Genomic DNA, 12749 nt, shown 5'->3' on the forward strand with positions numbered 1-12749 from the left:
GTGTGCAAGCATGAGCGAATGCCCACGGACCCGGAGGTTACGGGCCAACTGAGCACCGGCGCACGCTGGTCGGTCTTGGCCGTTTCCCTGGTGGCCACGGCCGGTTCGTTCCTTTTCATCAACGGCATCGCGTTCCTGATCCCCTCATTGCAAGCCGCACGCGGGATCCCGCTCGACGAAGCCGCCCTGCTGTCGTCGATGCCCAGCTGGGGCATGGTCGTAACCCTGGTCCTCTGGGGCTATCTGCTCGATCGCGTCGGCGAGCGGGTCGTGCTGACGCTGGGCTCGGCGCTCACCGCGGCGGCGGCATACGGGGCGGCCTCGGTGCATTCCATGTTGTCGGTCGGCGTCTATCTGTTTCTGGGTGGCATGGCCGCCGCGGGTTGCAACGCCGCCGGCGGCCGGCTGGTTTCGGCCTGGTTTCCACCGCACCAGCGCGGCCTGGCCATGGGTATCCGCCAGACCGCGCAACCCCTGGGAATCGCGTTGGGCGCCTTGGTAATTCCCGAGATTGCGGAGCACGGGCCGACCGCGGGGCTGCTGTTCCCGGCGGTGGTCTGCACGTTGGGGGCGGCGGCAAGCGCGGTGGGGATCGTTGACCCGCCGCGGAAATCCCGGGAGAAGGCGAGCGATCAAGAACTGGCCAGTCCTTACCGAAGCTCGCTGGCGCTGTGGCGAATTCACACGACATCGGGCCTGATGATGATGCCGCAGACTGTAACCGTGACATTCATGCTGGTGTGGCTGATCAAGAATCTGCACTGGTCGGTGGCGGCAGCGGGCAGTCTGGTCACCCTCTCCCAATTGCTCGGCGCGCTCGGGCGCGTCGCAGTCGGCCGCTGGTCCGACCGAATCGGCTCGCGCATGCGGCCTGTTCGCATCATCGCGGCCTGCGCCGCTGCGACCCTCTTCTTACTCGCGTGGGCCGACCATCTGGACTCGCAGTATCAGGCGCCTCTGATGGCTGCTATCTCGGTGATCGCGGTGCTCGACAACGGACTTCAGGCCACGGCCATCACCGAGGTCGCCGGACCGTTTTGGAGCGGACGCGCACTGGGCATCCAGAACACCGCTCAGCGAGTGATGGCGGCCGCCGGACCGCCGTTGTTCGGTGCGTTGATCACCGCCGCGAAATATCCGCCGGCGTGGGCATTGTGCGGGCTGTTCCCGCTGGCGGCGATCCCGTTCGTGCCGGCCAAGCTGCTGCCACCGGGTCTGGAAGCTACAGCCCGGCTGCAATCCGTTCGCCGACTTCGGTGGTGGAAAGCCGTTCGTCCCCGCGAGAGGCCAGATACGTCTCGACGGCCCGGTCCACCCGGCTAGCGGCCGCGGTGTCGCCGAGGTGGGCAAGCAGCAGCCCCACCGACAGGATGGCCGCGGTCGGATCGGCGATGCCCTTGCCGGCGATGTCGGGGGCGCTGCCATGTACCGGCTCGAACATCGACGGATTGGTCCGGGTGGCATCGATATTTCCACTCGCGGCCAAGCCAATTCCGCCCGATACCGCGGCGGCGATGTCGGTGATGATGTCGCCGAACAGGTTGTCGGTGACGATCACGTCGAACCGTCCGGGGTCGGTGACCAGGAAGATGGTGGCGGCGTCGACGTGCTGATAGGCCACCTCGACGTCGGGATACTCCGCACCGACCTCGGCGAAGACTCGCGTCCACAGCTTCCCGGCGAAGGCCAGCACGTTGTTCTTGTGCACCAACGTCAGATGCTTGCGCCGCTGCCGGGCCCGCTCGAATGCGTCGACCACGACGCGACGTACCCCGAACGCGGTGTTGACGCTGACCTCGGTGGCCACCTCGTGGACGGTTCCCGTCCGGATCGCGCCACCGTTGCCGGTGTAGGGGCCTTCGGTCCCCTCGCGGACCACCACGAAATCGATGGCGGGATCTCCAGCCAGCGGGCTGCTGACGCCCTTGTACAGCTTGGCCGGTCGCAGATTCACGTGGTGGTCGAGCTCAAAACGCAGGCGCAGCAACAGCCCTCGCTCCAGCACGCCGCTGGGCACCGATGGGTCGCCGATCGCCCCGAGCAGGATCGCGTCGTGCTCGCGCAGCTCGGCCAGCGCCGACTCCGGTAGCAACTCGCCGGTGGCGTGGAAACGCCGTGCGCCCAGGTCGTATTCGGTCTTCTGCACACCCGGCTTGACCGCGTCGAGAACCTTGACGGCCTCAGCGACTACCTCCGGCCCGATCCCGTCGCCGCCGATGATCGCCAATCTCATGACAGGTCAACCACTTCCAGCTTGTTGGCGCCGACCGCCGTCGCGATCTCGGTCCGCACGTCGGCGGGCACGTCGCGGTCGAGCCGCAGCAGAATCGTCGCGCTGGAGCCTTCGGCGTCCTCGGAGAGCTGCGCGGCTTGGATGTTCACCCCGGCCGCACCCAACAGGGTGCCGATCTTGCCCAGCGCCCCGGGCTGGTCGGCGTAGTTGATCACCAGGTTGGCGCCCTGGGCCCGCAGATCGAAGTTTCGGCCGTTGATTTGCACGATCTTCTCGACCAACTGCGGACCCGACAAGGTGCCCGCGACGTTGACCCGCGACCCGTCGTGACCGGCCACCCGCACGTCGAGGACGCTGCGGTGGTTGGGGCTTTCCGAGGCCGTGCTGATTTCGGCCGTCACACCGCGCTCGGCGGCCAGCGCCGGCGCGTTGACGAACGTAACCGGATCCTCGACGACCGCCGAGAACAAACCGCGCAGCGCCGAAAGCTTCAGCACCTCAACATCTTCGGAGGCCAGCTCGCCGCGCGCCTGCACCGACAGCGAGGTGGGAGCGCCATCGGTGAGCGCCGCCGCCAGCAGCCCGAGCTTGCGCGCCAGGTCCAGCCAGGGCGCCACCTCTTCGTTGACCACGCCGCCGCCGACGTTGACCGCGTCGGGCACGAATTCCCCGGCCAGCGCGAGTCGCACGCTCTCGGCGACGTCGGTGCCGGCCCGATCCTGCGCCTCGGAGGTGGACGCCCCCAAGTGCGGCGTCACCACCACTTCCGGCAGCTCGAAAAGCGGGCTGTCCGTGCAGGGTTCGGCGGAGAAGACGTCCAGGCCGGCCGCGCGCACGTGGCCACTGCCGATCGCCTCGGCCAGCGCCGCCTCGTCCACCAGGCCGCCGCGGGCGGCGTTGACGATGATGACGCCGGGCTTGGTCTTGGCCAGCGCTTCCTTGTCGATCAAACCGGCCGTCTCGGGCGTCTTGGGCAGGTGCACCGAGATGAAGTCGGCGCGAGCCAGCAGGTCGTCCAGCGCCAGCAGTTCGATGCCGAGCTGGGCGGCGCGAGCCGGCGACACGTACGGGTCGTAGGCGACGACGTGCGTGCCGAAGGCCTCGATGCGCGCGGCGACCAGCTGGCCGATGCGGCCCAGCCCGACGATGCCGACCGTCTTGCCGAAGATTTCGGTGCCGTTGAACTTTGACCGCTTCCAGGTGTGGTCGCGCAGGGTGGCGTCGGCCGCGGGGACCTGGCGCGCCGCGGACAGCAGCAGCGCCAGCGCGTGCTCGGCGGCGCTGTGGATGTTCGACGTGGGCGCGTTGACGACCAGCACGCCGCGTTCGGTGGCGGCATCGACGTCGACGTTGTCCAGGCCGACTCCGGCGCGGGCGACGATCTTGAGCTTGGGGGCGGCGGCCAGCACCTCGGCGTCGACCGTGGTGGCCGAACGCACCAGCAGCGCGTCGGCCTCGGGCACCGCGGCCAGCAGCTTCTCCCGGTCCGGACCGTCTACCCAGCGCACCTCGACCTGGTCGCCCAGGGCGGCGACAGTTGATTCGGCGAGTTTGTCGGCGATTAACACAACAGGCAAGTTCACGCGGCCAGCCTATCGGCTGTAATTGACCGATGGACGTCACCGTCGTCGGCAGCGGACCCAACGGACTCTCCACAGCCGTGATCTGCGCCCGCGCGGGCCTCAAAGTGCAGGTCGTCGAGGCGCAACCCACGTTGGGCGGCGGTGCCCGCACCGCGGCCGACCCAGAATTTCCCGGAGTCCAACACGACATCTGCTCGGCGGTGCACCCGCTGGCGCTGGCGTCGCCGTTCTTCGCGGAGTTTGATCTGCCCGCCCGCGGCGTGCGGCTGGCGGTCCCGGACATCGCCTACGGCAACCCGCTGCCGGGCCGGCCCGCCGCGATCGCCTACCGCGACCTCGAGCGCACCTGCGCCGAGCTGTCCGACGGCGCATCCTGGCGGCGGCTGCTGGGCCCACTGGTGACGGACTGGCAGGCCGTCGTGGAATTGCTGCTCGGCGACAAACGGTCGGTGCCCGGTTCGTTGCCGTCGGCGCTGCGCCTGGGACTGCGGATGCTGGCGCAGGGCACGCCGGCGTGGGGAACGCTCGCGGGCGAGGACGGCCGCGCCCTGTTCACCGGCGTTGCCGCCCATGTGCTTTCACGCATGCCGTCGTTGACGGCCGCCGGCGCCGGCTTGATGCTGGCGACCCTGGCCCATTCGGTCGGCTGGCCGATTCCGGTCGGCGGCAGCCAGGCGATCACCGAGGCACTGATCGCCGACCTGCGCGCGCACGGCGGCGAGGTGACCGCCGGCGTCGAAATCACTTCCCCTCCTGGGCCGCCGGCCTCAGTCGTCGTGTTCGACACGGCACCGACCGCGCTGCTGCGCATCTACGGCGACGCATTGCCGGATCGCTACGCAAAGGCGTTGCGCCGCTACCGCTTCGGCCCGGGCGTCGCCAAAGTGGACTTCGTGCTCAGCGACGAGATTCCCTGGTCGGATCCGCGCCTGAGCCACGCTCCCACCCTGCACCTCGGCGGCAGCCGGGAACAGATGGCGCTCGCCGAGAAGGAGATCGCGGCCGGACGTCACGCGCAGTGGCCGATGGTGCTGGCCGCCGCCTCGCACGTCGCCGATCCTGGGCGCATCGATGCCGCGGGCCGCCGTCCGTTCTGGACGTATGCCCACGTGCCGTCGGGATCGACCCTCGATGCGACCGAGGCCGTCACCGCGACGATCGAGCGGTTCGCCCCGGGCTTCCGCGACGTCGTGCTCGCGGCCCGCGCGATACCCGCAGCCCACCTGAGCGACCACAACGCCAACTACGTCGGCGGCGACATCGGGATGGGCGGAAACTCCGCGTGGCGCGCGATCGCCGGGCCCACGCCGCGGCTAAACCCTTGGCGCACACCGATTCCCAAGGCGTATCTGTGTTCGGCGGCCACCCCGCCCGGCGGCGGCGTGCACGGCATGGCCGGCTACTTCGCCGCGCGCACCCTGTTGCTCCGGGAATTCGGCATCGACAAACTCCCCGCGCTGGGCCCAAGCTAGCTGCGTGACCAAACTCGCGATCATCTATTACTCGGCCACCGGCCACGGCACCACGATGGCCAACCGCGTCGCCGCGGCGGCCGAAGCCGCCGGCGCCGAGGTCCGGGTTCGCCACGTCGCGGAGACGCGCGACCCGGAATCCTTCGCGCAGAACCCGGCGTGGACGGCGAACTACAACGCCACCAAGGATCTGCCCGCGGCCACCGGGGACGACATCGTGTGGGCCGACGCCGTGATCTTCGGCTCGCCCACCCGGTTCGGCTCACCGGCGGCGCAATTGCGCGACTTCCTCGACTCGCTCGGCGGATTGTGGGCCGACGGCAAGCTGGCCGACAAGGTGTACGCGGGCTTCACGTCCTCGAACACCGTGCACGGCGGCCAGGAGACCACGCTCGTCGCGCTCTACTTCACGCTGATGCACTTCGGCGGCATCCTGGTGCCGCCCGGGTACACCGATCCGTCCAAGTTCGTCGACGGCAACCCCTACGGCGCCAGCCTGGTCACCACGCACGACAACGTCGAGGACATCGGCGACGTCACCGGCAATGCGCTGGAACACCTGGCCCGCCGGGTCGTCACGGTCGCCGACCGGCTGACTTCGTAGCTATCTCACCAAATACGTTCCGTGGCCTTCGATTACCAGGCCGCCGCTGAACCGGAGCACTTCACTGACCCGGCCGCCATCTTGGTTGCGGTAGGCAATGACGATGGTGTCGACGCCGAGATAAAGGTCCTCGACTTCGAAGTGCAGGTTGGGGACATGGTGTAACGCCAGGGCCCAGTAGCGTCGCAGCTCCGACTTACCGCGAACGACTCCAGCGGTTTCCGGCACGACCTTGGCGGCCACTGGCGATGTGAACACCACCTCGTCGTGAAAGTGCTCGAGGACTGCCTCCACGTCGTGCGCGTTCCACGCGTCGACCCACTGTTTGCCGAAGGCGACCGCATCAAGGTTCACCCGGCCACCTGCCTTCCTCCGCCACCGAACGTGCACTCATGGCGGGAAAATCGCCGAAAAGTCGCCCTGAGTGCACGTTCGACGAGAGCGGCTAGGCCGTCTCGGTGATCGGGCGGTCCACCCAGCTCATCAGGTCGCGCAGCTTCTTGCCGGTGATCTCGATCGGGTGCTCGGCGTTCTCCTTGCGCAGCGCCTCGAGCTGCTTGTTGCCACCCTCGACGTTGGCGACCAGCTTCTTGGTGAAGTCGCCGTTTTGGATGTCGCGCAGGATCTCCCGCATCCGGTCCTTGGTGCCGGCATCGATGACCCGCGGGCCCGACAGGTATCCGCCGAACTCCGCGGTGTCGGACACCGAGTAGTTCATCCGGGCGATGCCACCCTCATACATCAGGTCGACGATCAGCTTGAGCTCGTGCAGCACCTCGAAGTAGGCCATCTCCGGCGGGTAGCCCGCCTCGACCATCACGTCGAAGCCGACCTTCACCAATTCCTCTGTGCCACCACACAACACGGCCTGCTCACCGAACAAGTCGGTTTCGGTCTCGTCCTTGAAGGTGGTCTTGATGACGCCGGCCCGGGTACCGCCGATGGCCTTGGCGTAAGACAGCGCGAGCGCCTCGCCCTTGCCAGTCGGGTCCTGGTCGACGGCGATCAGCGCGGGAACGCCCTTGCCGTCGACGAACTGCCGGCGCACCAGGTGCCCGGGCCCCTTCGGGGCGACCATCGCGATCGTGACGTTGCCGGGCGGCTTGATCAAGTCGAAGTGGATGTTGAGGCCGTGGCCGAAGAACAGCGCGTCACCCTCGTTGAGGTTCGGCTCGATGTCGTTCTTGAAAATTTCGGCCTGGGCGGTGTCGGGCGCCAGCAACATGATCACATCGGCCCACTTGGCCACCTCGGCAGGCGTGTCGACAGTCAGGCCCTGCTCGGAGACCTTGGCTCGCGACTTCGAACCCTCCTTCAAGCCGACCCGAACCTCGACGCCGGAGTCGCGCAGGCTCAGCGAGTGCGCGTGCCCTTGACTGCCGTAGCCGATGACGCCGACCTTGCGGCCCTGAATGATCGACAGGTCTGCGTCGTCGTCGTAGAACATCTCTAATGCCTCAGGCACGGTGAATCTCTCTTTCTCGTTGTAATTTTGCGAGTTCGTGACGCTACTTGGCGGTGCCGATACCACGCGGCCCGCGGGACAGCGATACGACTCCCGATTGGACGATTTCGCGGATACCGAACGGTTCCAGCACTCGCAGCAGCGCCTCAAGCTTGCCACGAGTACCCGTCGCCTCGACGGTCAGCGAATCCAGGGAAACGTCGACGACCTTGGCGCGGAACAGGTTTGCCGCTTCGATTACCTGAGCGCGGGTACCGGCATCGGCCCGCACCTTGACCAATGCCAACTCGCGAGCCACCGAGTTGTCCTCGTCCTGCTCGACAATCTTAATGACATTGATCAACTTGTTGAGCTGCTTGGTGACCTGTTCGAGCGGAGTTTCCTCGGCGGAAACGACGATTGTCATCCGCGACATGTCCTTCTGCTCGGTGGCACCCACCGCTAGCGACTCGATGTTGAAGCCGCGCCGCGAGAACAGCGCCGCGATGCGCGCAAGCACACCCGGCTTGTCCTCGACCAACACCGAAAGCGTGTGCGTCTTCGCGTACATCAGGCATGTCCTTCGGTTTCGTCGTCGAACAACGGACGAATTCCGCGGGCATGCTGAATCTCGTCATTGCTTGTCCCGGCGGCCACCATCGGCCACACCTGCGCATCGGCGCCGACGATGAAGTCGATCACGACCGGGCGGTCGTTGATCGCGCGCGCCTGATTGATCACGTCGATGACGTCTTCTTCACGCTCGCAACGTATTCCGACACAGCCCAGCGCCTCGGCCAGCTTCACGAAGTCCGGGATACGGTGGGAATGCGTGGCCAGATCGGTCTGCGAGTAACGCTCCTCGTAGAACAGGCTCTGCCATTGCCGCACCATGCCCAAGTTGCCGTTGTTGATCAGCGCCACCTTGATCGGCACACCCTCGATCGCGCAGGTGGCCAACTCCTGGTTGGTCATCTGGAAGCAGCCATCGCCATCGATCGCCCAGACCTCCGCATCGGGGCGAGCGACCTTGGCGCCCATGGCCGCCGGGATGGCGAACCCCATGGTGCCCAGCCCGCCGGAGTTAAGCCAGGTGCGTGGATTCTCGTACGAGATGAACTGTGCAGCCCACATCTGGTGCTGACCCACGCCGGCGACGTAGACGGCATCGGGCCCAGCGATCTTGCCGAGCTGCTCGATCACATACTCCGGGCTCAGGCTGCCGTCGCTCTGCGGGCCGTAGCTCAGCGGATAGGTCGACTGAACCTCGTCCAGATATGTCCACCAGGCCGTCGTGTCGATCTTGCCCGGTGTTTCGTACTGGCGCAGCATCGCGATGAGGTCGGTGATGACGGCTTTGACGTCGCCGACGATCGGCACATCGGCCACCCGGTTCTTGCCGATCTCGGCCGGGTCGATATCGGCGTGGATGACCTTGGCTTCGGGCGCAAAGGAATCGAGCTGTCCGGTCACCCGGTCGTCGAAACGGGTGCCCAGCGCGATCAGCAGATCACTGCGCTGCAGCGCCGCCACCGCGGCAACGGTGCCGTGCATGCCCGGCATGCCCAGGTTCTGCCGGTGGCTGTCCGGGAACGCGCCCCGTGCCATCAGCGTGGTGACCACCGGGATCCCGGTCAGCTCAGCCAAATCCCGCAGCTGCTCGGTCGCCTCGCCACGGATGACGCCGCCACCGACGTAGAGCACTGGTTTGCGCGCACGCGCAATCAGCTTGGCGGCCTCGCGGATCTGCCGGTTGTGCGGCTTGAGGTTCGGCTTGTAGCCGGGCAGGTCCATCCCCGGCGGCCAGCTGAACGTGCACTGGCCCTGCAGCACATCCTTGGGGATGTCGACCAGCACCGCGCCGGGACGCCCCGACGAGGCGATGTGGAAAGCCTCGGCCAGCACCCGGGGAATGTCGTCGCCGTTGCGAACGAGGAAGTTGTGCTTGGTGATCGGCATGGTGATGCCCGAGATGTCGGCCTCTTGGAAGGCATCGGTCCCGATCAGCGACCGCCCCACCTGGCCGGTGACGGCGACCACGGGTATCGAGTCCATCTGCGCATCTGCCAGTGGGGTCACCAGATTGGTGGCTCCGGGACCCGAGGTAGCCATCATGACGCCGACCTTGCCGGTGACGTGCGCGTAGCCGCTGGCCGCGTGGCCTGCGCCCTGTTCGTGGCGAACCAGCACGTGCCGCAGCTTTTTCGAGTCGAACAGCGGGTCGTAGACCGGCAGCACCGCGCCGCCCGGGATCCCGAAGATGACCTCGACGTCGAGTTCCTCCAACGATCGGATTACCGACTGAGCGCCGGTAAGTTGATGCGGTGCAACGTGTCTGGATTGCTTGGCCGGAACTTTTGCGGCGGCTTCGGCGGCGTCCGGCGCCCAGTCGTCGCCATTCTGCGACTCGGGTGTCTGTGACCTGGTGGGTGCGCTCACTCTGGTGATTGTCCTCTTAGTCCTGATCTGGCTGTGGAAGTTTCGTTGATACGCAAGAAAAAACCCCCGTCAGCTGCCGCTGATCGAGGGTTGCGCGTCGGTGCCGGATAGCTTCACATGCTGCAAGGAGCTAGTCAGCCGCCAACGCGCCGACTAATTACTACGAGCATCCCGGGCTTTCCGGTGGTATTCATAACGTTCGACGGTAGCCTTCGCACTGCTCAACCGTCAAATCCGCTGCGGCGTTGACCAATATCCTCCGCACCGGCCTCGGCGCGTAATCGTGATGCAAACCAGGGTGAAATGATGCTCGGGTGGCTTCTGGTTCTACCGCACCGACACCCGCGCCCGTAGTGATCAAGATCTCACCGATCGCGCACCTCGCCGTGGGATTTTTGGCTCTTGGCTTGCTGATTCCCGTGCTGGCGTGGCCGTTATCGACGCCGCTGCTCGCACTCCCGGTGCTGTTGTCGGCTTTGATCATCCGGCTGCGCACGGTTGCCGACGACAAGGGTGTGACGGTGCGAAACCTGCTGGGGAGCCAGACGGCGGGCTGGGACGACATCGACGGACTGCGCTTCCACCGGGGTTCGTGGGGGCGGGCCAAGCTGAAAAGCGGAGCGGAGCTGCGTTTGCCGGCGGTGACTTTCGCGACCCTCCCGCAGCTGACGGCGGTCAGTTCCGGGCGCGTACCCAATCCCTACCGCTGACGGCCGGCCCAGCGCAGGCAGTTCAGGCGACCGGATTAACGCCGTTGAGCAGCACCCACACGGCGATACCGGCGGCGATGCCGGCGAGCAGCCCCACGAACGACCCGATGAAGGGCCGATGCGCCCATCCCCTGTTGGCGTCCAGACCATAACGGCCGGGTCCGGCCAGGACGACCGCGACAGCAATCACGATCAGCATGATCTGGTATTCGTGCCCCTGTGGCAGGAAAAACGCGAAGGTGTGCGGCCGCGCCGAGATGCTGGCCAGCAGACCGTTGATCAGGAACGCCAGCGCACCTGCCGCGGCCACCGGGGTGAACAACCCCAGGACCAGCAGCGCGCCCGAGACGATCTCACCGCCCGCGCTCACGTAGGACAGGATGTCGGCGTGCTGGTAGCCGACATCGGACAGCGAGTTCTTGAAGCTGCCGATGCCCTGACCGCCCCACCAGCCGAAAAGCTTCTGCAGGCCGTGCGCACCGAGCACCACCCCGAGGCCGACCCGCAAGACCAGCAAACCGAGATTCTGGGTGCCGCGCCGGCCGATGGCGCGTTCCCGTTCGAAGTCCTCGCTCGCGTCGATCTCGGCGGGCTCGGCCGCTAAATGCCGCGGCGCCTGCTGCGGCTGCTGCGGCTGCACGTACGGCAGCGGCTCGTGCTGGTCGAGGACGTTGTACGGCGGTGGGGCCGGGCTGGCCACCTGGTTGGGGTCTTGGTACGGGATGACGGAGGTAGGTCCGAAGTCGCCCGGATACCCCACGGGGGTCAGGTCATCTTCGGGGTCGACCAAGCGCGCTGCGGCGGGACGGGCCGGGCCGGGCTCCGGCGCTTCGCCGGGCCGCTGCCATGGTGCGTCATTCGATTGACCGGTCACGGGTGTCAGGGTAAGGGCATTTAGGCGTGAATCGGGGATTTGAGCGGCGCTTTCGCCAGGCAATCGATGCCTAGACCGCTAAACCGGTCTGGATTGGCGCCAGTTGCGCTTTTCGTCGTTCCGAAACGGTGAACGGATGGCGAAAACCGTCCGCCCGCCGTCCCGACCGGCAGCACCGGCTTCGGGCGCGCACACAGGGACGCCTGTGGCGCCGGTGGTCGCACTATCCGTAGCCTGTCGGTCATGCGTCTGGGGTGGCCGGTTCGATGCGGGCTCGCTGCGCTCTGCGCGGCCATGCTGGTCGCGACGGGCTGCGCGCGGTTCAACGACGCCGCGTCCGCGCCCTTCACCACCGCCCCGGAACTCAAGCCGCAGCCCAGCTCGACGCCTCCCCCGCCGCCGCCGCTGCCTCCCACGCCTTTCCCGAAGGCCTGCCCCGCTCCCGGCGTGATGCAGGGATGCCTGGAGAGCACCAGCGGCCTGATCATGGGCCCCGACAGCAAAACCGCGTTGGTAGCCGAACGCACCACCGGAGCGGTCAAGGACATCTCGGTAAGCGCCGAGCCGAAGGTGAAACTGGTCATCCCGGTCGACCCGTCCGGGGATGGCGGCTTGATGGATATCGTGCTGTCGCCGACCTACTCGCAGGACCGCCTGATGTACGCCTATATCAGCACGCCCACCGATAACCGGGTCATCCGCATCGCCGACGGCGATATCCCCAAGGACATCCTGATCGGTATTCCCAAGGGCGCCATGGGAAACACCGGAGCGCTGCTGTTCACCAGCCCGACCACGCTGCTGGTGCTGACCGGCGATGCGGGTAACCCGGCGATGGCCGCCGACCCTAAATCGTTGGCGGGCAAGGTGCTGCGCATCGAGCAGCCGACCACCGTCGGCCAGGCACCGCCGACGACGGCGCTGTCCGGCGTCGGCTCGGGCGGCGGCCTGTGCGTCGATCCGGTCGACGGCTCACTGTATGTCGCCGATCGCACCCCGACCGCGGATCGGTTGCAGCGCATCACCAAGGCGTCTGAGGTTTCGACGGTGTGGACGTGGCCGGACAAGCCGGGCGTTGCCGGATGCGCGGCGATGGACGGGACCGTAATGGTCAACCTGGTCAACACCAAATCGACGGTGGCCGTGCGACTTGCGCCGAAAACGGGCGCGGTCACCGGTGAACCCGACGTGGTCCGCAAAGACACCCACGCCCACGCGTGGGCGCTGCGGATGTCGCCGGACGGAAACGTCTGGGGCGCCACCATCAACAAGACCGCCGGTGACGCCGAAAAGCTTGACGACGTGGTCTTCCCGTTGTTCCCACAGGGTGGCGGCTTCCCGCGCAACAACGACGACAAGGCCTGAGGCCGGCCCGCGCCTCGCGCGCCGA

12 protein-coding genes are annotated in these 12749 nt (G+C 67.0%); 5 read left to right on the forward strand and 7 right to left on the reverse strand.

The genetic code is table 11. The features are described from left to right. The first annotated feature begins 18 nt into the window (after nucleotides 1-18). A complete protein-coding gene (locus DB708_RS04000; protein ID WP_108920670.1) occupies nucleotides 19-1323 on the forward strand; it encodes an MFS transporter in 1305 nt (434 codons plus the stop codon). On the opposite strand, the gene DB708_RS04005 is transcribed toward DB708_RS04000, so the two are convergent. Then, on the reverse strand, nucleotides 1223-2233 hold the full coding sequence (locus DB708_RS04005) for a 3-isopropylmalate dehydrogenase (protein ID WP_108920671.1): 1011 nt from the start codon (nucleotides 2231-2233) through the stop codon (nucleotides 1223-1225). The two genes, DB708_RS04000 and DB708_RS04005, sit on opposite strands and share 101 nt — an antisense overlap. Then, entirely contained in the window at nucleotides 2230-3816 is a 1587-nt protein-coding gene (gene serA, locus DB708_RS04010; protein ID WP_108920672.1) for a phosphoglycerate dehydrogenase, read from the reverse strand. Before serA ends, DB708_RS04005 begins: the two co-directional genes overlap by 4 nt. A 29-nt stretch (nucleotides 3817-3845) precedes the next feature. Between serA and DB708_RS04015 the strand changes: the two genes are divergently transcribed. Then, nucleotides 3846-5288, forward strand: a complete 1443-nt coding sequence (locus DB708_RS04015) for a phytoene desaturase family protein (RefSeq protein ID WP_108920673.1) — start codon at nucleotides 3846-3848, stop codon at nucleotides 5286-5288. Between the two features lie 4 nt (nucleotides 5289-5292). Beyond that, on the forward strand, nucleotides 5293-5892 hold the full coding sequence (wrbA, locus tag DB708_RS04020) for an NAD(P)H:quinone oxidoreductase (protein ID WP_108920674.1): 600 nt from the start codon (nucleotides 5293-5295) through the stop codon (nucleotides 5890-5892). Here the strand turns inward: wrbA and DB708_RS04025 are convergent, their stop codons facing one another. The 4 genes from DB708_RS04025 to DB708_RS04040 all read right to left on the reverse strand — a co-directional run bounded on the left by DB708_RS04025 (nucleotide 5893) and on the right by DB708_RS04040 (nucleotide 9775). Further along, nucleotides 5893-6246: a nuclear transport factor 2 family protein gene (locus DB708_RS04025; RefSeq protein ID WP_108920675.1), complete on the reverse strand. Its 354-nt coding sequence runs from the start codon at nucleotides 6244-6246 to the stop codon at nucleotides 5893-5895. A gap of 91 nt (nucleotides 6247-6337) precedes the next feature. Beyond that, nucleotides 6338-7339 carry a ketol-acid reductoisomerase gene (ilvC, locus tag DB708_RS04030; RefSeq protein ID WP_108920676.1) on the reverse strand — a complete coding sequence of 334 codons (1002 nt, stop codon included), beginning with the start codon at nucleotides 7337-7339 and terminating at the stop codon, nucleotides 6338-6340. Nucleotides 7340-7400: 61 nt separating this feature from the next. Beyond that, entirely contained in the window at nucleotides 7401-7907 is a 507-nt protein-coding gene (gene ilvN, locus DB708_RS04035; RefSeq protein WP_108920677.1) for an acetolactate synthase small subunit, read from the reverse strand. Further along, nucleotides 7907-9775, reverse strand: a complete 1869-nt coding sequence (locus tag DB708_RS04040) for an acetolactate synthase large subunit (protein WP_108920678.1) — start codon at nucleotides 9773-9775, stop codon at nucleotides 7907-7909. The genes ilvN and DB708_RS04040 overlap by 1 nt, the downstream gene beginning before the upstream one ends. Nucleotides 9776-10128: 353 nt before the next feature. On the opposite strand from DB708_RS04040, the gene DB708_RS04045 reads away from it, so the two are divergent. Then, the gene (locus DB708_RS04045; RefSeq protein WP_108920679.1) at nucleotides 10129-10485 is read left to right on the forward strand and encodes a PH domain-containing protein; all 357 of its coding nucleotides are present in this window, start codon (nucleotides 10129-10131) and stop codon (nucleotides 10483-10485) included. A gap of 22 nt (nucleotides 10486-10507) precedes the next feature. Here the strand turns inward: DB708_RS04045 and DB708_RS04050 are convergent, their stop codons facing one another. After that, nucleotides 10508-11359: a DoxX family protein gene (locus DB708_RS04050; RefSeq protein WP_108920680.1), complete on the reverse strand. Its 852-nt coding sequence runs from the start codon at nucleotides 11357-11359 to the stop codon at nucleotides 10508-10510. A gap of 243 nt (nucleotides 11360-11602) precedes the next feature. Here DB708_RS04050 and DB708_RS04055 point away from each other — a divergent pair, with 243 nt between their 5' ends. Next, nucleotides 11603-12724, forward strand: coding sequence for a PQQ-dependent sugar dehydrogenase (locus DB708_RS04055; RefSeq protein ID WP_108920681.1), 1122 nt, complete (start codon nucleotides 11603-11605; stop codon nucleotides 12722-12724). The last annotated feature ends 25 nt before the right edge of the window (nucleotides 12725-12749 follow it).

The sequence above is a fragment of the Mycobacterium montefiorense genome, assembly GCF_003112775.1.
Lineage (GTDB): Bacteria > Actinomycetota > Actinomycetes > Mycobacteriales > Mycobacteriaceae > Mycobacterium > Mycobacterium montefiorense.